The sequence below is a fragment of the Bartonella sp. DB5-6 genome (assembly GCF_000278115.1).
GTDB lineage: Bacteria > Pseudomonadota > Alphaproteobacteria > Rhizobiales > Rhizobiaceae > Bartonella > Bartonella refiksaydamii.
In genome coordinates this window covers 45,317-66,646 of the sequence record NZ_JH725118.1, presented here as the reverse complement: position 1 = coordinate 66,646, position 21,330 = coordinate 45,317, and the positions used below count along the sequence as shown (strand labels likewise).

Sequence of the window (21,330 nt, the reverse complement as noted above, 5' to 3'; positions counted from 1 at the left end):
AATATATTTGGGACTTTATTATTTGATAAATTAATATTATATAAAGTGCCGATGTATTTTATATTTTATGAGTAGTTATCTTGCTCACGTACAAATATAATCTTATATAAATGAAATTAACTTTAGATAATTATATTATTTATAATGATTTATATTTTTTTATTAACTATTTTAGTGGTTATTATTAATGTGGATGAATTTTATTAGCTTTGTTGTAAATATGTTATTTTCAATAATAAGTGTAATTACAATTATATATTATTTATTGTTACGAAATAAATATAAAAATTATAATACAAAAGCATACAAAAAAAATATATTATTACTAATAATAAGTTTAATTTTTATAATTATTTTTATAATATTTTTTATGAATATATTTTATAAATTTAAGTTATTTAATAGTGTATTAAATATATGAAGTAAATTATAATATTGATTTTATATCTTATTAAGTAATAATAAAAACTTATTTTTTATTATTAAGATATATTTGTTATAATAATTGCATAGTTATTATTTTTATATACTATTCATCTTTAAAAAATGTTTACTGATTACAGTGAGATAGTATCTTTAATATCAAGCATTATCATCAAGAATTCTGTTTTTTATTTCTTATTTTTGAATCTTTTTAGTTATTTCAAGAATGAGCTGTTTTGAGATTATTGTCTTTTGTATAAGAATTGTCAGTTTATAGTTTTTGAAAAGTAATTCTCTTCTTATGGAACATACTTATTGAAAAATAAGCAATTTTTATGAAATAAAGTGCCTTATCTCTCTTGATTTTTATCCATCATCTTGTGTGAGAGGAAGTGAAGCGATTTCTGTATCAAGGACATCCATAAAATCGATAATAAAAGCAGCATTGGTACCCAAATCTCTTGGCATATAACGCGAAGCAGAACGCATATCAACAAAAGTTGTATCCCCTTCATCGGTTAAACGTATCATGATGTCCGAAATAAAACCTAGGTAAAAAGTTTTTGCTACCGTTTCAATATAAATCTCGTTTTCTTCACCTTTAAATTCTCGTTGAGCCACAACAGGCCAACCGTAGGCTGCTAAAACATTGAGAACGGATTTACGAATACGCTCAGGTGAACCATCATAACGACGTCCTGACATTTCCGGCCACGCAGATATTTGTAATGCTGCTTGTTCAGTTAAAACACTTTTAAGCGGCAAAGCATCATTGGGGCGTATCGTGCGAAAAAAAGCTGGCGGTCTTTGGGTATCAGTAGAAACATCATGAAGAGCTGGTAAAGCAAACCAAAATCCCCAGAATAACACCAATGGTGTGGCAGTGATCAACGAATAAATGATCCCTCTTAAAGCTCGCATTCCTCCTAGAGCGCCATACCACCACAAACTGTAAAGTGCTTTTACAGCAAGAAAAAGAGAAACAACAACACAGCAAGCAGAGATTACTATTAAAATTATGAAGTCGGTTACGTCAATCACGGAAAAGCGCTGTAAAAGCATTGAAAATAACAAAATAAAGAACGCCAATCCACCAAAACGGGGAGACCATACCGCTGCCCTTGAAATTAACCGAACATATACCTTCTTCATGAAGCCTTTTCCCCCTCAACCATGAAACAGAATTTTCTTCAAATTTCATATCTTATAGAAAGTTTCCAGTTACATAACAAAAGTAAAGCACTTATTTTTTAGGTCAAGTATGCTCTGGAATCCATAACCTCCTATAATTGTTCTCGTTCATTTTCTGAAAGAACAACTACTCCCTCTATAGTTTATCATGTAATCGTTCCAATTTTTATGGGAATGGTTTGTAATCACATAGAAATAAGTTTAGATGATAAGCTTTACGGTTGCTCTAAGTGTGTTTTCTTAGAATTTTTAGCCATCCTTATCACCTTTAGGTTTAAAAGAGGTTTTTCTATCGAATATGATATGATTCTGTGCTACAGAGGTTTCATTCTATTTGATATTTATAATCAATATGCTTACTTTTTCATCTACTTGTACAGCAGATTTGTGTTTCAATGGAAGAGGGTTGTGAGGATTATAGAATGGTTTTTGACTCTAATAAAAAATTAAGTTGCTTAAAAGTTAGAATAAAGATCCCATTTTAATTCTGATATTTGATTAATTGAGGCTGAAAATAACCATTTTGTGTATATTTTGTTTACTCTTATAGAAAAAATTAGTCTAGTTAAAGATCGCTGTGCTTTTATCCATTGAACATGTGACAGGTGGCAGATGAAAGGAAGGCTTCACTTTCTTTTTTTGCAAGTGCTGTAGGAGCAAAGCTACGTAAGACAACAAAACCTTTATTTACATTTTTAGCAATTAAAACTGAATTGGCATTGTTTTTAGATTTTGGCTGTTTAAGCTCTATTATTTGTACCGGTTTTCCAATGATAAGATCTAGCGTAGCATCAGGGGATGTTCTGTCATTAAGGCTATAGAAAATCATTCCGTCGTATGTGTAGGCTGCTAGTGACCAAAATTGTATTGTTTTTAAAGCTTTTAAATGAACAGGGCCATTTTCGAGATCAAATCTGCAGACTTTAAGAAGAAAGAGGGGATCAGCAGACTGTTGAATAGGATTACGAGCATCTAAGTCAATGAATTGATAAGGAGCCCCCGATTTTTTAAGCCCTATCCATATATTATCTCGCATCCAATAGGGGAGCAGAAATAAAACGCAAATATGAACAATAACAGCACCAATGCTTGCAAGAAGCACAGCATGAATAAATCTAGTCACAGTTTTTTTGTCCTGATGGAATTTGTTCTACCAAGGGCATTGTAAGCTTTTGTAATGCCGTTGCGGAGATGATTGAGGTATCGTATAAAGTAAGAATAAGTCCGAATTCTTTTTGACTAACCGTTGCAAGCCAATTTCCAGTTTGTGGTGTTGGTGCGATGTTGATGCGCAAAGAGCCATCACTTTCATAGGTAACATTGTTGGTATAGAGTTCTAAAGGTAATTTTTGGGAAGAAGTATAAGGTTTCAGGGATTTATCAGCTGTATAAAGTGTAAAGAGGCGGGCTTCAGGAATGTGACCTTTGAGTAAATAATGGCAATGGGGGCGTAGTGGATGTCCATGACTGTCTTTCCAAAGTTGAAAAATAAGCCCTTCTGTGTGCCCGAGTGAAATGTCACCTCGTTTGGCAGTGCGTGCGCGGGTATAGGGATCAGTGTTGGCTGTTCCTGCTTCTGGGTAAGCACTCCATTTATCAATTGTAAAGCGTCCAAAATTATTGAAGGAATTGAGCATATAATCGACGCTAAATGTTCCACACAAAATAGAAAAAGTAAGGATAAAAAAGGGCACAGCAATATTAACAAACATTGTAGAATATTTCGAATTCAATGTGTTAAAGCTCCAAGTGTTTCTAGTTTCAAAGAGATTACAGATGGTTTTTTCAGATCTTTGTTAATCAGTCGCACAATATTCAATGTTGCGGGGGAAAGCGTATAAGATATTTTAGGCACAACCTCAGAATCATTGCGGGAAGTGGGAAGCGGCTGATAAGGGAGAAGTGAATCTTTGACACCATAGAGTTGTTTTAGCATGATATTTTGGTGTGCATGGAGCATAATGCTATGCCATATCATGGCAGGAACACCACCACCAAAAGCGCGATTCATCGGTGAAAAATTATCATTTCCCATCCATACAGCCCCAGTGTAATTACCAGTAAAGCCAACAAACCACGCATCGCGATAGGATTGTGATGTTCCAGTTTTACCAGCAACAAGGGTCATAGGGAGAGCAGCACGTTTACCAGATCCTCGTGTTGTAACACCAACCATCATTTGGTTCATATAAGCTGCGGATTGTCCACTGAGGACTCGATGTGGTTTATTACCGTTATGCTCGAAGTTCCAAACTACATGTCCATCTGTTGTCCTGATTTGCGTGAAGCCATGGTGATTTCCAGCAATGCCACCATTCGCAAAGACATTAAAACCAATTGCTTGATCCATCGGTGTCATATTGGATGTGCCTAGAACCATAGTTTTGTGTGATAAAATATGTGCATGAATGCCCATGCTTTTGATCAGATCTATGATAGGTTGGGTATTGTGGTTAAGATATTGGGAGGTAAGATAGACAGGCACTGTATTGATAGAAAAAGCTAAAGCTGTTGCTAAATCGATTTTACCAAGATAACGACCCGAGTTATTTTTGGGTGACCAGCCTCCCCAATTGATGGGGGCATCTAAGACTATTGTTGAAGGAGACAAACCACGTTCCATTGCGGCTGCGTAAACATAAGGCTTGAATGAAGAGCCAGGTTGGCGACCGCCTTGTGTTGCTCTGTTAAATTGGCTTTTACTATAATCCAGTCCTCCAACAATTGCACAGATAGCTCCGTTATTATCGAGTATTACGGTGGCCGCTTGTGTTACGTGATATTGTTGACCATACTGGTGTAAATGATAGGCGATTGCTTCTTCTGCTACTTTTTGAATATCTGGATCAAGAGTCGTTTGAATGATCAAAGTATGACTTGGAAGTTGGTCATTCATTTTTTTGACTTCGTCGAATGCCCAATCAAGAAAATAATCAGGTTGAGTATTTTTTATTTTTGTAAGTGCTTTTGCAGGATGACGATAGGCATTGATAATTTGGCTTTCAGTCATGAAACCGCTATTAACAAGATTAGCAAGTACCACATTGGCACGTGTTTGAGCAGCAAAAAGGTGACGATGAGGAGCATATTTAGTCGGGGCCTTGAAGAGACCTGCTAACATAGCGGATTCGCTAAGAGATATATTGCGTACATTTTTCCCAAAGTAAAATTTTGCTGCTGCTGCAATACCAAAATTGTTTCCTCCCATATATGCACGGTCAAGATAAAGTTGCAAAATTTGTTTTTTGCTGAAGTTTGCTTCTAACCAAAGGGCAAGGTAGGCTTCTTTAATTTTGCGTGTTATGGTTCTTTCATTTGTTAAGAATAAATTTTTAGCCAGTTGTTGTGTAAGGGTTGAACCACCTTGAACAACACTTTTAGCCCGCATATTCTGTGAGATCGCCCGTGTGAGACCTTGCAAATCAATACCCCAGTGATCAAAAAAACGGCGGTCTTCTGTCGCAAGAACCGCTTTAATAACAAAATTGGGCATTTCTTCAACGGGAACAGATACAGCCGGTAATGCGCCACGATGACCGATGGGGTTTCCATAGCGATCTAGAAAAAGAATAGAAAAATTCCTAGGAGAATACCAATCTTTTTTGGTTAATTCGAAAATGGAAATGCCAACAATGGTAAAAAGAGTAAAACCAATCAATCCTAATGTCAGTGTTTCGTTAAGAATTTCTACTATAAAGCGTTTCCATCCTCGGGGGTGACAACATTGCGAGATGATTTGTGTTTTATTCCAGAAGGAACTATTAGCAGAACGGATGCGATAAAGTGTTGTGTCGAACAGTGCATCTAATTCAATAAGTGCAGAACTATGGAATGGCTTATTGTATTGTTCTTTCTTTTTTTTAAAAAAATTAAACATTTAACAAAGAGCCTATAGCAAAGCAATGCAACAAAAAAATCTACAATGATTATATGGAGTAGCAGTAATTTTTTGCTATAGTGCCAGCAGAAAAAGAGTTTATTTATAGTTATTTTAGAATTATGGCGACCTATTTATCATAGATTATGTATTTAGTTTTATGTTTTTAAAAGTTTCTATCTCAATTGTTTTTATAGTCTTTAAAAAGATTTTATTTTAAAATTGCCAAATTTGAGAATAATATCTACCTATTATTTTCGATAGATGATTTTTGAATAAACAAAAAACCATTGATCATTTTATACTCAAGAATGGATTATGAAAATATCTATGATAAAAAAGTTTGGCTTGTTTGTGATGATAGCAGTTCTTATGGGAGCGGATTCTGTTTTTGCTACTGGTTGTGCTGAAGTGGGTAGAAAGGTTGCAACCCAAGAAAATGGGGTATTGGTACGTTCAAAGTCGGCTGTTCAGGATGGAAAAAATATGTGTATGATTGTGGTTGTTGTGCCTGCTCGTGATGGTGAAAAGCTGCGTCGTGTTGAGGTTTTAGTCCCCGCTAATTAGTGATTGGCAGATATTGTGATGCGTATTTTAATTGTCGAAGATGATAGGAATCTCAATCATCAATTAGCAGAAGCTATAAGGAGTGTGGGATATGTTTCAGATAGTGCTTTTGATGGTGAAGAAGCTTATTTTTTAGGAAGTACAGAGTCTTATGATGCTGTAATTATCGATATTAGTTTACCGCGTAGAGATGGAATTTGTGTTGTTGAAAAATGGCGCAAAGAAGGGTATTTTATGCCTGTTTTAATACTAACAGCGCGAGACCGATGGTCTGATAAGGTGCTTGGAATTGATGCAGGTGCCGACGATTATGTTGTTAAGCCATTTCATATGGAGGAATTGATGGCGCGGTTGCGGGCGTTAATTCGTCGAGCTGCTGGGCATGCAACAAGCACATTATGCTGTGGTCAGGTTTTATTAGATACTAAAACTTCTCGTGTTTTTGTTGATGGTCAGTTGATTAGATTAACATCCTATGAATTTAGACTTCTTTCGTATCTCATGCATCATTGTGATAGAGTGATGTCAAGGACGGAGCTTATTGAGCACCTTTATGATCAAGATTTTGATAAGGATTCAAATACGATTGAAGTTTTTGTGGGGCGATTGCGTAAAAAGCTTGGGGTGGATTTGATTGAGACTGTTCGAGGAATAGGATATCGCGTGAAAACACTAGGTGATTAATGAGTGTTTTAAAAAAGAATAACCGTTTTAGGAGGCTATTTTTTTTAGTGAGTAGATCTCTCAGCTTACGCGTTATGATCTTATCAACGTTATGGGTTGTTATTTCACTTTCATCAATTTCTGCAGTTAGTATTTTATTTTATAGGCGCTCAAGTGAACAAAGCTTAGAGCGTGTCCTTTATGCTCAGCTTTATAGTCTTATTGCGACAGTGACGGTTTCACCAGAAGGGCAATTGAGAGGAAGTGTTGGGATTGATGATATTCGTTATTCCGATCCAACGGCAGGATGGTATTGGGAAGTTGTTGCTATATCACATAATTTAAAAGGAAGATTGGCATCTCCATCATTAGGAACAGGTAGCATATTTGCACCAAGTGATGTCGATATACCTTTTGACAGCAAATTTTTTCGGTCATATCGGATAAAGGGCAACAATGATCAGAAATTACAAGTCATTGAAAGTGATGTTGTTCTTGATAATCAGAATCATATTGCGCGTTTTCGTCTCGTTGGGAATATCGATGAGGCACATGCACAAGTACGGGAATTTGAACGGACTTTACAGATTTTTCTTTGGAGTTTTGGTATAGGCAGTGTTCTTATAAATATTGCTATCATTTTCTTTAGCTTTCAACCGTTGAAGCTTATTCGACGTACATTGAATGATATTCGCGAGGGTAGAGTTTATCATGTGAGTACGGATTTAGTAAGTGAGGTCATGCCACTAGCACGAGAGATGAATGCTCTTATCAATAATAATCAGCGTATTATTGAACGGTTTCGTACACAGGTTGGTAATCTTGCTCATTCATTAAAAACGCCTTTATCAGTTATTATAAATGAGATTGATAAGATGTGCGGGGAACAAGCCATTTTATTGAGAGAGCAAACTAAAATAATGCAGGCTCAAATAAATCATTACCTTCAGCGTGCGCGGATTGCAGCACAATGCGATAGTATCGTTTATCATACATCTGTTCGCAGAGTGATTAGTCGTTTAGTGCGGGTTATGGAAAAGCTTACTCCTGAAAAAAAGTTCCGATTTGTTATGGATGCCGATGATATTGTTTTTTCTGGTGAGAGAGAAGATTTAGAGGAAATTGTAGGAAATTTGATTGAAAATGCTGCTTTATGGTCTCACACAAAAGTTCTCATCTCCTGTCGTTTAGAAAAAAATGTTGAAGAAACAGAATACTTTAGCATTCTCGTAGAAGATGATGGATCTGGTTTAACAGAAGATAAAATTGATGAAGCGTTAAAAAGAGGACGGCGGTTTGATGAAAGCAAGCCTGGAACAGGTTTAGGGTTAGCGATTGTTTCAGATATGGTCAGTGAATATGGTGGAAGTTTTTTTTTATCGCGTTCTGATTTGGGTGGGTTATGTGCAAAAGTTTTATTACCAAGCAGGAGGTAAATATATTTTTTTTAAAGCATGTATTTTGAAGTTTGTAAGCAGGTATCAGTTTTTTGTGAATAAAAGAGGGGGAAGGGAGGATAAATTGGTTATACTTTTTGATTTTCGTGTTGGTACAAAAATGATATGCTATTACTAATTTTGTCATCGCTTTTTCTCACCTTTTTGGTGTGTATCCTTTTTCTTTCGCTACATAACTATGGGACTGAGGAAAAGTGGAGAGTTCAAGTCGTTGATAGTTATAGAAGTCATATGTATTCGGTTGTATCTGAGAAGACTTACACGCATTACAAAAATAGATATACTCTTAAAGCGTTGAGTATTTTGTTTGTTCTTCTTATGACATGGAATATTTACGCTCTGACAGGCAATCCAGAAGTTAAAAGTTATTTTTTTAGCGAGTTAATGGATAAGAATCCAAAAACACTCAGTATGCGTGAACAGCTTGTTCTTTTACAAGTACTTTTTTTTCGTGCACCGCATGATGGAAAATTAGCAGATGCATTAGCAGTAGGATACCTCGAGGAAGGTCATTTTCAGGATGCAGTGAACATTTATTTAGATGCGCTTCGCTTGAATGGAGAATCCGCTCCAAGACTTGTTGGGTATGGCTTGGCATTAGTTGGTTATGAGGGTGGAATGATTACACAAGAAGCACAAAATATTTTTCAAAAAGCAGCCGATTTAGCGCCAAATGATTTTTATCCTCGTTTATTACTAGCTGAAGCACTTCATCAGGCTGGAAAGTCTTTGCAAGCAGTGCATCTTTTACAAAAATTTCTTGATACAATGCCTGAGGATTTTTCAGGACGATCACGTATTGAAGCCATGATAGTTCAGTTACGTGATGCACCCAATTAGAATATTCAGGAAGTGATTATGAACAGTTTAAGACTATAAAATCAGAGATGGGATTCGAGAGAAGCGAAGATATTGGATAAAAGTTGCACCCGTATGTAAGATGTGCCAAGCTCTTTTAGAAGATAAGCCATATGAATTAATATTTATATAATGCCTTTATAAAAAGAGTTTTCGTAGAGTGCCAATGAACGATCAATCTTTAAAAAGTTTTCCTTCACTAAAAGCTATTTTAAAGCAGCGAAAGAGAAAGCGATTGCTGACAATCTTATTGTGTTGCTTGATTTTGGCAATTGCGACAAGTCTTCTCATATATGCAATGCGTAATACGGTAAGTTTTTTTAGAATGCCTTCTGAAATTACAAAAGAAGATATTTTAACGGGACGCCCTTTGCGCTTAGGCGGTTTTGTTGAAAAGGGAACTATTGAATATGTTGGAGAGATGGGTGTTGTTTTTTTTGTAACGGATAATACAGAACACGAAAAAGTAATTTTCAATGGTGTCTTACCAGATCTTTTTCGTGAAGGCCAAGGTATTATCGTAGAAGGACATTTTGATAAACAGGGTTTTTTTAAAGGTACGCGCATTTTGGCAAAACATGATGAGATTTATATGTCTAAAGAAACAGCTGATCGCTTGAATAAACATAACAGTGTGGAGAAATAATTCGATTGTGCTTGTTGAACTGGGTCATATTTTTTTATCTGCATCCTTTGCCGTGAGTTTGTTAGGGGCTTTCTTGCCCTCTATAGGTTTTTGGTGGAAAGAGCGTTCATTAATGCAAACAGCTGTTCCCCTGACATATATTACTTTTACATTATTGTTCTTATCTTTTTTGATTATTGTTCATGCTCATATTGTCTCTGATTTTTCTGTTTTGAATGTTGTTGAGAATTCTCATTCAGAAAAACCAATGTTGTATAAAATCACTGGTGTTTGGGGAAACCATGAAGGATCTATGTTATTATGGGTTTTAAGTCTTGCTTTTTTTAGTACATTGCTGGCGTCTTTTAGCCAACATTTGCCAGAACAGTTTACGGCATTAATTTTAATATGCCAAAGTTGGATTACAAGCGCTTTTCTTTTATTTATTCTTTTCATGTCTAACCCATTTTTACGTGTTAATCCACCAGCATTGCAGGGAAAAGATCTCAATCCTCTTTTACAAGATATCGCGTTAGCAATTCATCCACCCCTTCTTTATTTAGGTTATGTTGGTTTTTCACTCTGTTTTTCTTTTGCAGTCGCTGCATTGGTTATGGGATATGTCGATGGGCTTTGGGCGCGTTGGGTTCGTCCTTGGCTTTTACTTGCTTGGTGTTTTTTAACATTAGGTATTATGGTGGGGTCTTATTGGGCTTATTATGAGCTAGGATGGGGAGGGTATTGGTTGTGGGATCCCGTTGAAAATGTTTCGTTTATGCCTTGGCTTTCAGGAACAGCTTTTTTGCATTCTGCTCTTGTTCTTGAAAAGCGAGAAACATTAAAAAGTTGGACTTTATTTTTAGCTCTTCTTACTTTTTCCCTTTCTCTTATGGGAACTTTTCTTGTTCGTTCTGGTCTTTTGATCTCCGTTCATAGTTTTGCTGTTGATCCAGCACGTGGGCGAGCAATTCTTGCACTTTTATTCTTTTTCACAGGGGGGGCTTTGCTTCTTTTTGCTTTGCGCGTACCTGTTTTGACAACAGGAAAATACTTTCAGCCAATTTCGCGTGAAGGTTTTATTGTTTTAAATAATTTGTTACTTACAACAATCATAGCAACAGTATTGATTGGTACGCTCTATCCTTATTTTATTGAGGCATTAACAGGGCAACGAATTTCTGTTGGTGCAGCCTTTTTTAACCTCACCTGTGGGCCTTTAATGGTCTTATTGTTATTATTGGCTCCATTTGGCTCAATGATGGCGTGGAAACGTGGTGATTTTCTTGCAGTTTTTGAACGGCTATGGGTTGTTTTTGCATTAGTTTGTGCAGTTTGTTTTATAATATTTTATGTTACATCTTGGCGTGATATTTTTGCTGCTTTAGGAATTGGACTTTCCGCTTTTGTTTTCTTAGGCAGTTTAGCTGATCTTTGGGGAAAGAGTGGACATCGCAAGCTAGCTTTATTGATACGGGTTAAGAGACTTATTGGATTACCATGGTCTGTTTTTGGTGCAGCAGTAGCGCATATGGGGTTAGGCGTTATATTATTTGGTATTATCTGTGTTGCATCTTTTGGGCAGGAGCGTATTCTAACCATGCACATAGGAGATAAGGTAGCAATAGCAGGTAAAACCCTTTATTTGAATGAAATACGTAATAGCGCTGGTCCGAATTATTCTGCAATAGAGTTTAATTTTACAATATATGAAAATAAAAATTCCGTGCGCTATGTAACTGCATCCAAGCGATTTTATTCTAGCCAAAATACATCAACAACGGAAGTTGGTATTCAAAGTCACGGCTTATCCCAGCTATATATTGTACCAGGACGTATAGATGATCGAGGACTTGTTTTGCATATATGGTGGAAGCCTTACGTAATGTGTGTTTGGTTAGGAGCATTAATGATGGCTATGGGTGGTTGTCTTTCCCTTTTTTATTTGTTTCGTATTGGGGCGCACAAACAGAGTGCTTCTTGCTTGAAATTTTTTGGAAAGACATTGAGATGAAAAATGTGTTGTTTTGGACTTTGCTTTTTTTAATCGTTATTTTTCCTTTGCGGTTAGTAATAGCAGTGGAGCCGGATGAAATTTTAAACGATTCAGTTCTTGAATTGCGTGCACGAGATATTTCATCATATTTGCGCTGTCCGGTTTGCCAGAATCAATCAATTGATGATTCAGATGCTTCCCTAGCGCGTGATTTGCGGCTTTTGATTAGGGAGCGATTAAGAATGGGTTATACCAATCAGCAAATCATTGATTTTCTTGTTGAGCGATATGGTGAGTTTATCCTTCTGAAACCGCCATTTAATAAAACAACTTGGTTTTTATGGTTGTCACCTTTGATAATTATCACCATGGGTGCAAACGCTATATTTTTTCGGATAAAACGGTGTAAACATAAAAAAATAATGATTTCAAATGTTGGTGAAGAAAAACAGCCAAAAATACTGTTAGGTTAAAAGAGACACGACAGGAAAAAAATGATTGTATTTCAATTTGTAATTCAGCTTTGTTGATAATCATGTGTTGTTGTGACCTTAAACCTTACAAAACTTTAACAATTTAGACAGAAAACGGTAAGGTCTACTATTTTATAAGAGATCGAAATTGGCATAAAAATATGATTAAATAGGAGCATATACCAAATGGTAAAAAAAACTTTCTCTAAAACATTAGTCGCAGTGAGTTTTTCTGCGGTGTTGGGAGGTGCACTGTTTTTTAGTGGATGTGGATCGAGCTTATGGACGACAGCAGTTCATGCAAATCCTGTATTTACTTCGTCAATGCAACAGCAGGGATTTGCAGATATTGTTTCTCAAGTAAAACCTGCGGTTGTTACAGTGCACGTGAAGGGCAATAAAAGGAAAAAAGAGTGGTTCTTTAACAATTTTTTTAGTGGTCCAGCTATTAACGAATTACCAGATCAACATCCTTTGAAAAGATTTTTTAAAGAGTTTTATGATTTTGATAAGCCTAAATCGTCGCGTTCACATAAACTCCATTCTGTAGCTTATGGATCAGGATTTTTTATCTCGTCTGATGGCTATATTGTGACCAATGATCATGTGATTTCTGAAGGTACAAGCTATTCTGTTGTTCTTGATGATGGTACAGAGTTGAATGCAAAACTCATTGGGACAGATCCACGAACCGACCTTGCAGTATTGAAAGTAAATGACAAAAGAAAATTTTCGTATGTTGATTTTGGTGATGATTCAAAGCTTCGCGTAGGTGATTGGGTTGTCGCTATTGGTAATCCATTTGGTTTTGGTGGAACTGTGACAGCGGGTATTGTTTCGGCACATGGACGAGAGATTGGCGCTGATGTTTATGATGATTTTATTCAAATTGATGCTGCTGTTAATCGGGGAAACTCGGGTGGTCCAACTTTTGATCTGAATGGCAAGGTTGTTGGCGTTAATACATCGATTTATTCTCCTTATGGGGGGAATATTGGGATTGCTTTTGCTATTCCGGCAGCGACAGCAAAACAGGTTGTGCAACAACTTATCGAAAAAGGATCAGTCCAGCGTGGTTGGCTTGGGGTTCAGATTCAGCCTGTGACGAAAGAGATTTCTGATTCAATAGGTTTGAAAGAGGCCAAAGGTGCTTTAGTTACTGATCCGTTAAAAGGACCAGCAGAAAAGGCTGGTATTAAGGCAGGTGATGTCATTATCTCAGTAAATGGTGAAAAGATTGCTGGTACTCGTGAACTGGCGAAGCGTATTGCAAATATTAGACCGGGAGAAACAGCAACTTTGGGTATTGTGAGATCTGGTAAGGAGAATAGTATCAAGGTTAAGCTTGATTCAATGCCTGAAGGTAAAGATAAGAAAGAAGTGTCAAAATATTCAAATGAACGCAGTAATTCAGATGAAACGTTGGAAGATTATGGTTTGATTGTAGCGCCTTCTGATGATGGTGTAGGATTGGTTGTAACTGATGTAGATTCAGATTCAGGTGCTGCAGATAAAGGAATAAAACCTGGTGATGTGATTGTGACAGTGAATAATAAGCCTGTTAAAAAGGCTTCTGATATTACTGATACAATCAAAAGTGCGCAAAATCTAGGACGACCAGCCATACTCCTACAAGTGCGAACAAATGGTCAAAGTCGTTTTGTTCCCCTTCCAATTTTCAAAAAATAATATTTTGTTGATGTAGGATAGAAGTTTTTTAGATTTCTGTCCTACAACGCAACTTGATAAAATAACGGAGATGCCGTTTTATGAAGATACTCGTTATCGAAGATGATCGTGAGACGGGGCGTTATCTCGAAAAAGCTTTTTTTGAAGCAGGACATTCAGTTGATGTTGCATATGATGGGGATACTGGATATGCATTAGCAGAAACAGAAAATTATGATGTGATGGTTATTGACAGAATGCTTTTGCATCGTGATGGACTGTCTATTATTACTGAATTACGAGCTAAAGGCAATGAAACACCAGTTCTCATCCTTTCTGCTTTAGGGCAAGTGAATGATCGTGTGATGGGTTTGCGTGCAGGGGGTGATGATTATTTGACAAAGCCTTATGCTTTTTCTGAGCTTCTTGCTCGTGTTGAAGTGTTACAACGTCGGAAAAATCCTAAAGAGGCTGAAACGGTTTATTACGTGGGTAATCTTGAGCTTAATCGGTTGGCACATACAGTGAAACGGGGTGATAGAAATATTGTATTACAACCACGAGAGTTTCGTTTACTTGAATATTTAATGCGATTTGCTGGCCAAGTTGTTACACGCACTATGCTTTTGGAAAATGTTTGGGATTACCATTTTGATCCGCAAACAAATGTCATTGATGTTCATATATCCCGTTTGAGAGCAAAAATTGAAAAAGATTTTGATGCTCCACTGCTCCATACTGTGCGTGGAGCTGGATATATGCTGAAAGCGTCAGATAACAAAACATGAATCGTTTGATCAATATAATGCGTACAACTGCGCTAAGGCTTTCAGCACTTTATGTTTTATTATTTGGGTTAGTTGCAACAGGACTCACTATTTATATGACGGCATTTTCTGCTTCGTTGTTAATGGAGCAAACAGAACAGGCTTTAAATGAAGAATTAAAGTATATTGAAAATGCTTATCATTATGGTGGGCTTTCTTTATTAATGCGTACTATTGATTATCGTTCACGACAACCGGGAGCTTTTCTTTATCTTGTTACTGACCCTATGGGGCGCGTTTTAGCAGGTAATGTTGCGCGTATTGAGTTCGGTCTTTTGAACCGTAGTGGCTTTATTGCAAATTCTTTTTTGTATTCACGTTTTGGAGAACATGGCAAAACAAGTGAACATCGCGCTTTGGCAATAGTTGTTGATTTGCCCAATGCGATGAAGATTCTTATAGGTCGGGATTTGGATGAACCAGAACGTTTTGCAGCGGTTATTCGTAAAGCAGTCATGATTGCTCTTGCGGCAATGGTTGGAGGGGCCTTACTCATATGGTTTTTTGTTGGTAGGCGAGCATTGCAAAGAATTGATCACGTTACAGCGGCATCACAACGCTTGATGGATGGTGATTTCAGTGGGCGTTTGCCTGTTTCTGGGGTGGGTGATGAGTTTGATCGATTGTCTGCTAATCTTAATGTTATGTTAGACCGCATTGAAGAATTAAATATTGGTTTGCGTCAAGTATCGGATAATATTGCCCATGATCTTAAAACACCGCTGACACGCCTTAGAAATCGTGCTGAAGAAGCGCTTTCGGGGCAAAAGACAAAGCTTGAATATCGTCAGGCACTTGACGGTATCATCATTGAATCAGATCAACTTATTCGTACTTTTAATGCTATTTTGATGATTTCACGTATTGAAGCTAGCAGTACGATTGAGCATCTTGAGATTATGAATATGAAATTGATCCTTGAAGATGCCGTTGAACTTTATGAGCCTTTTGCTGAAGAGTCGGGTGTTCTTTTGCGGTTAGGGGATACATTTGATAAAGAGCTTAGATTGAATCGTGAGCTTATTGCACAATCGATTTTTAATCTTATAGATAATGCTATTAAATATGCGTCTAAGGATGGAAGAAAGGCGAAGGTTTGCTTATCTATGGAATATCGTGGTGAACATTTGTTGGTTGTTGTGAGTGATAATGGTCCAGGAATTGCAGCGGATAAACGTGAAAAAGTAACAGAACGCTTTGTTCGGCTTGAAGAAAGTCGAACACAGCCTGGTTTTGGTATTGGTTTAAGTATAGCAAAAGCGGTTATGAAGCTTCATGGAGGAGAGCTGTTGCTTGAAAATGCAAATCCAGGGCTTAGGGCTGTTTTATTATTTCCTTAAAGGTATATTTTCTTCATTATTTGATTTTAATATCTATGACTATTTTCCCTTTGCGTATAATACAGTGGAAAGATAAAATGCTTTTCAGGGGAATGTAGATGAAAAGTGCTTTTTTAAAAACACACCTCCTTCCTTTATGCCCCCTTGATGAGAGTGGCTCTCAATGGCTGAGAGACATTGAAGAACAAGCAAGGAAAGAAAATTTAGAATCGCTTGTTTCCACTATTTTAGATAAGGGAGAGCAGATTGAGTTCATAAGTGCGGTTATGACCTTATCTCCTTTTTTGCGCGAAGTTTTGATCGCCAATCCATCGTATCTTGCTCCCTTATTGAATGTTAATATAGAAACAAGGTTGAGCGAAATCATAGATGGTATTGCAGCCATTGATAAGGATGAATCTATAAATGAAACTTCATTGATGGCTAATTTAAGGAGAAAAAAATGTGAAGCACATGTCCTCATTGCTTTAGCTGATTTAAGTGGTGTTTTTACTTATGAAATTTCATGTACTTGGATGACACGTCTAGGAGAAGCAGCATTAGGTGTTGCTCTACGTTTTCTTTTAAGAGAGGCGCACGATCATGGTAAGATAAATTTGTCGAACCGTGACGATCCAGAAAAAGATTGTGGTTTAATCATTTTAGGTATGGGAAAATTGGGAGCAGGAGAACTTAATTATTCTTCTGATATTGATCTTATTGTTTTTATTGATGAAATGTCACCTCATATTGGTAATCTTTCTGAGAGTATCGATGTATTCTCTAAAATGGTACGCCGATTGATCCGTATCATTCAAGAACGCACTGCGGAAGGATATGTTTTCCGTCTCGATTTTCGGCTTCGACCAGATCCAAGTTCAACCCCTTTGGCTTTACCAGTAAGAACTGCGTTGCGTTATTACGAGAGTCGAGGACAAAATTGGGAACGGGCTGCTATGATTAAAGCACGTCCAGTCGCTGGCGATAAAAGGGCAGGATTTAACTTTCTCAAAGAGCTTTTTCCTTATGTATGGCGGAAATATTTAGATTATGCTGCTATCGCTGATATTCATTCGATAAAACGTCAAATTCATGCATATAAAAATTATGGTCAAATTGCTGCTTATGGTCATAATGTAAAATTAGGGCGAGGGGGTATTCGTGAAATTGAGTTTTTTGTTCAGACACAACAGCTCATTGCGGGTGGTCGCTTTCCTCAATTGCGTGGACGTCAGACAGTTGCAATGTTATCAGAACTTCATACGCTTGGTTGGATTAGTGAAAAGACGAGAGATAGCCTTGTAAAAAGTTATGCTTTTTTACGAAATGTGGAACACCGTATTCAGATGCTTGCAGATGAACAAACGCATCTTCTCCCCAATGATGTTTCTCAATTTACGAGTGTTGCATATTTGATGGGCTATCAAGAGAGTGGCAGCTTTATCCGCGATTTATTAAAAACGCTTCAAGTTGTTGAAAAACATTATGCGGCACTGTTTGAGAACGAGAAAGAACTTGGTTTAGAAATTGGCAATTTAGTTTTTACAGGTGAAGAAGATGATCCAGAGACATTAATAACATTAAGTCGTTTAGGTTTTGAAAGAGCGAGTGATATTTGTCGTATCATGCGCACACTCCATTGTGGGCGTTATAAAGCAACACAATCTGCGGAAGCGCGTGAGAGATTAACAGAATTAACTCCCGCGCTTTTAAAAGCTTTTGGCGCGACAAAACGAGCTGATGAAGCAATGTTGTGTTTTGATAGTTTTCTACAGGGGCTACCGTCAGGAATTCAGCTTTTTAGTCTTTTGCAGTCGAATCCTTCTCTTTTGGAGATGTTAGTGCTTATCATGGGAGCTGCTCCACGTCTTGCAGAAATTATTACACGTAAACCACATGTTTTTGATGGAATGTTAGATCCAACCATTTTTTCAGAATTGCCTACCAAAACGTATCTAGAAAAACGGCTTGAATGTTTTCTTGAAGATGTTCTTTCTCATGAAGAAATTCTTGACCATTTAAGAATTTTTGCTGATGAGCAACGTTTTTTGATTGGTATTAGAATTTTAAATGGTACCATTACAGGAGAGAGAGCAGGTTTTGCATTTACTGCGCTTGCTGATCTTATGATAGCAAAAACTTTTTCTGTAGTTCAAAAGGAATTCTCGCGTCTTCATGGTAATGTTAAAGGAGGACGTATTGGCATACTGGGAATGGGGAAGCTTGGAAGTCGTGAATTAACTGCTGGTTCGGATGTGGATCTTATTGTGCTTTATGAACATGATGAGGATGCGGAAATATCTGATGGAAAAAAGCCTCTTTTTATCCCTCAATATTATACCCGTCTCACACAGCGCTTGGTCGCAGCTTTATCTACTCTTACAAATCAGGGAGTTCTTTATGCTGTTGATTTAAGATTGCGTCCGTTAGGCAATAAGGGGCCTGTTGCTGTTTCTTTTCAATTTTTTAAAAAATATTATCGCAAGGAAGCATGGATATGGGAACATCTTGCTTTGACTCGAGCACGAGGTGTTGCGGGGGATCATGATTTTTTACAAAAGTTAGAAAATGAAGTTTGTGCAATTATTTCTTTTTCTCGTAATAAGAAGAATGTAGCAAAAGCAGTATGTGAAATGCGTACTTTGATTGAAAAAGAAAAACCGCCAGAGAATCGATGGGATTTGAAAACGATGCCTGGTGGTATCATGGATCTGGAGTTTATTGCTCAATTTGCTCTTATTACGCATGTGATTGCGTTTCAAATTGGAGCGACTACGGTGGAGACTTTGTCTCGATTACCAAATAGTTTTCTTAATCAGATGTTTATTTCTGATTTACTCCATGCCTATAGCCTCTATACAAATTTGAGCCAAATTATACGACTTTGCTTGAATGCTTCTCTTGATCCCAATGATATGCCACTCGGATTAAGTGACCTTTTGTTAAATAGCGTTGGAGAACCTGATTTACTTCGTGTTGAAAAGTTAATCGAGGAAACTGGGCAATCAGTATATTCAATTTTTACACAAATAATGAAATATTGAATTTATTTTAAATAATATATTTTATTATATATAGTTTTTAATGAATAATTATTATTTGTTATCTTTTTTCATTAATGCAATGCGCATTATAATAATATTGCTCATTTATAGAAAGAAGCATATCAAGTGAGATGCTTTTATGCGCTCAGAGATGTTACAAAGTTTTTTAGGAAAAACGAACAATATCGTTTTTATTATATAAATTGAGGCAAAATGTTACAAAAAATTGTAGGCTATGTATCATTCTTTATTCCACTGCTGATGACGGAAATACATTGAGAAAGGTGAGAGAAGAATCTTTGATTGACCACGTTAAAGAATCTCTTTTTCTTTTTAAGATTTATATTACGACTGTGTTTATAACGTTGGAAAATAATGAGATATACGAGGAGAATGAAAGCTTATGAGAATTCTATTGAAGGAAAGACTATATAAAGTCTAAATATTAAAATACGATTTTTAAATAGATATGTTATTTTTTTTATAACTGTATCATTTTTACTACATATTTTTTGAAAAAAATATGAAACTATTTACCTATTATTTTGTTATTTAGCTTTTAGGGGAGCAATTATGATTACAAAATATTTAATCACAACATCTATTTTTTCTTTAACTTTAGTTTCTGCAGTACAGGCGGCGGATGTTACTATACCAGAACAGCCGGTCCCTGTTGTTGCATCTCCTGCTTTTTCTTGGACAGGGGTTTACTTGGGAAGCAAAATTGGTGGTTTTTCCAGTAAAAATACTTTAAGTTATTTGAAAGATGAGAGTAATACAGAAAAATGGACTCCAGTAGACAAGGAATTTTTGCCTAAACTTTCTGGTTTCATAGGTGGTATTTATGCCGGTTTCAATATTGATATCGAGAATGGCTTTATTATAGGTATCGATACGGATGTGATTTTGTCTGATAAAAAGGATACGAAAGATATTGAATCTACGAAAGATGTCAAACAACCGAGTGAAAAGAAAAGCGGAGTAGTATCGGAAGATGCAGAGGGTGTAGCGTTCAGAGCAATATATCGAGGGGAAGAAGAAGTAGCAGTTACGGAAAGTGTGCAACATACTTTAAAGCAAAAATGGTCTGGTGCTGCGCGGGTACGAGTTGGTTTTGCTATTGATCGTATGATGCCTTATATTGCAGGAGGGATTGCCTACGCGCAACTTCAAAATACTTTTAAGCTAAAGGAAGCTGATACAAAAAATAGGGCAATGGGTTTTTCTGAGTCATTGCATGATGAAAAAAAGACGATGGTTGGCTATACCCTTGGAGGTGGTATTGATTTTGCAATGACTGATAATATTATTATGCGTGCAGAATATCGTTATTCAGATTTTGGCAAAAAGAAATTTGCCCATGAAAGAACTGAAATAGGTTATAAGACGAATGATTTTCGCGTTGGTGTCGCGTACAAATTCTAATTTATTGTAAGATAACTATTAAAGAGCTCCATTTTCGAATGGGGCTTTTATTTTTTCGTTATCATAAAATATTTCATTTAGATAAAAAACAAAGAGCACAAATATAGGGAATTTTTAAATAACAGGATTACTATTGTAATATGCCTCAACAGATATGAATAGCATTGACATAACCTATGTAAACAGTTTTGCAAAGTGATGATAGAAAAAAATAAGAGTGTCATTCAAGAGATGAATGAAGAAAAGAAATCAGTATTATATAATGCTATATTAAAATAGAAAATATATTATATTTTCTAATTATAGCCTTTATTAAGAATAAAAAGATACTTTTTATCAAAATATGGATTGACGCGTGAATAGTTTTTTTCAGAATGAGTTAAATACAGTTTTATAATTCACCTTAATTCAAGATTCGTAGAACAACATTGGGGGAGGGGAAATATAATGGTAGTGCTGTTTTGTTATTCCACGAATGTGAGAGATAGTTGTATAAGTAGATCTTGCATATATCATTATAGGTATCGCTAGGAAGAGAATTGAAAGAAAAGTCTAAGAGCTCTTTCAAACATGCTGTTGTATAGGGAGAGACTGATTGACAGGGAATAGCGTACGCACCTTATGAATAAATAATGTTATAAAACACAAAATATATCAGTTATTGATTGAAAAAAAGTGATAGCCTTCTATCAAACTTTTAGCGAAACAACAATATACTTGTTGCTTTATGTTTGATTATTCTTATAGATATTTTTATACGTTTCTTGCGAACATATTCATGAATATTGGATTGCGAAGAATATATTGACCACTCTGATTGGTGGTATGAAAGGAAGGAAATAGCGTAATGCTTTTAACTTCTTGAGTGAATTTAAATGAGGATTCTGGAGCACATGCATTTGTGCTATCTATCGATGAAC

Annotated in this window: 16 protein-coding genes; 12 read left to right on the top strand and 4 right to left on the bottom strand. The window is 36.3% G+C overall.

Annotation, left to right across the window (positions count from 1 at the left end):
* Positions 1-789 precede the first annotated feature (789 nt).
* The 4 genes from MCO_RS05140 to MCO_RS05125 form a co-directional block, all read right to left on the bottom strand.
* A complete protein-coding gene (locus MCO_RS05140) occupies positions 790-1,575 on the bottom strand; it encodes a DUF1499 domain-containing protein (RefSeq protein WP_007553052.1) in 786 nt (261 codons plus the stop codon).
* Between the two features lie 622 nt (positions 1,576-2,197).
* Positions 2,198-2,737, bottom strand: coding sequence for a hypothetical protein (locus MCO_RS05135; RefSeq protein ID WP_007553051.1), 540 nt, complete (start codon positions 2,735-2,737; stop codon positions 2,198-2,200).
* A complete protein-coding gene (locus MCO_RS05130) occupies positions 2,730-3,326 on the bottom strand; it encodes a DUF1214 domain-containing protein (protein ID WP_007553049.1) in 597 nt (198 codons plus the stop codon). Before MCO_RS05130 ends, MCO_RS05135 begins: the two co-directional genes overlap by 8 nt.
* 17 nt (positions 3,327-3,343) lie before the next feature.
* Positions 3,344-5,491 (bottom strand): transglycosylase domain-containing protein, encoded by a 2,148-nt coding sequence (locus MCO_RS05125; RefSeq protein ID WP_007553047.1) that lies wholly within the window; start codon positions 5,489-5,491, stop codon positions 3,344-3,346.
* A gap of 330 nt (positions 5,492-5,821) precedes the next feature.
* Between MCO_RS05125 and MCO_RS05120 the strand changes: the two genes are divergently transcribed.
* From MCO_RS05120 to MCO_RS05065, 12 genes are all read left to right on the top strand, one after another.
* Positions 5,822-6,058 carry a hypothetical protein gene (locus tag MCO_RS05120; protein ID WP_040298903.1) on the top strand — a complete coding sequence of 79 codons (237 nt, stop codon included), beginning with the start codon at positions 5,822-5,824 and terminating at the stop codon, positions 6,056-6,058.
* A gap of 18 nt (positions 6,059-6,076) precedes the next feature.
* Positions 6,077-6,742, top strand: a complete 666-nt coding sequence (locus MCO_RS05115) for a response regulator transcription factor (RefSeq protein ID WP_007553044.1) — start codon at positions 6,077-6,079, stop codon at positions 6,740-6,742.
* Positions 6,742-8,157 (top strand): sensor histidine kinase, encoded by a 1,416-nt coding sequence (locus MCO_RS05110; RefSeq protein ID WP_007553043.1) that lies wholly within the window; start codon positions 6,742-6,744, stop codon positions 8,155-8,157. Before MCO_RS05115 ends, MCO_RS05110 begins: the two co-directional genes overlap by 1 nt.
* Before the next feature lie 126 nt (positions 8,158-8,283).
* Entirely contained in the window at positions 8,284-9,018 is a 735-nt protein-coding gene (locus MCO_RS05105; RefSeq protein ID WP_040298901.1) for a tetratricopeptide repeat protein, read from the top strand.
* 184 nt (positions 9,019-9,202) lie between these two features.
* Positions 9,203-9,682 carry a cytochrome c maturation protein CcmE gene (gene ccmE, locus MCO_RS05100; RefSeq protein ID WP_007553041.1) on the top strand — a complete coding sequence of 160 codons (480 nt, stop codon included), beginning with the start codon at positions 9,203-9,205 and terminating at the stop codon, positions 9,680-9,682.
* A 7-nt stretch (positions 9,683-9,689) separates the two neighbouring features.
* The gene (locus tag MCO_RS05095; protein WP_007553040.1) at positions 9,690-11,672 is read left to right on the top strand and encodes a heme lyase CcmF/NrfE family subunit; all 1,983 of its coding nucleotides are present in this window, start codon (positions 9,690-9,692) and stop codon (positions 11,670-11,672) included.
* Positions 11,669-12,127: a cytochrome c-type biogenesis protein gene (locus MCO_RS05090; RefSeq protein WP_007553039.1), complete on the top strand. Its 459-nt coding sequence runs from the start codon at positions 11,669-11,671 to the stop codon at positions 12,125-12,127. The genes MCO_RS05095 and MCO_RS05090 overlap by 4 nt, the downstream gene beginning before the upstream one ends.
* 186 nt (positions 12,128-12,313) lie before the next feature.
* Complete coding sequence (locus MCO_RS05085) at positions 12,314-13,816, top strand: Do family serine endopeptidase (RefSeq protein WP_007553038.1); 1,503 nt, start codon at positions 12,314-12,316, stop codon at positions 13,814-13,816.
* Positions 13,817-13,896: 80 nt separating this feature from the next.
* Entirely contained in the window at positions 13,897-14,583 is a 687-nt protein-coding gene (locus MCO_RS05080; protein WP_007553036.1) for a response regulator transcription factor, read from the top strand.
* Positions 14,580-15,962 (top strand): HAMP domain-containing sensor histidine kinase, encoded by a 1,383-nt coding sequence (locus tag MCO_RS05075; RefSeq protein WP_007553034.1) that lies wholly within the window; start codon positions 14,580-14,582, stop codon positions 15,960-15,962. Before MCO_RS05080 ends, MCO_RS05075 begins: the two co-directional genes overlap by 4 nt.
* 98 nt (positions 15,963-16,060) lie before the next feature.
* Positions 16,061-18,985 (top strand): bifunctional [glutamine synthetase] adenylyltransferase/[glutamine synthetase]-adenylyl-L-tyrosine phosphorylase, encoded by a 2,925-nt coding sequence (locus MCO_RS05070; protein WP_007553033.1) that lies wholly within the window; start codon positions 16,061-16,063, stop codon positions 18,983-18,985.
* Between the two features lie 573 nt (positions 18,986-19,558).
* Positions 19,559-20,410 (top strand): outer membrane protein, encoded by an 852-nt coding sequence (locus MCO_RS05065; RefSeq protein ID WP_007553032.1) that lies wholly within the window; start codon positions 19,559-19,561, stop codon positions 20,408-20,410.
* Positions 20,411-21,330: the final 920 nt, after the last annotated feature.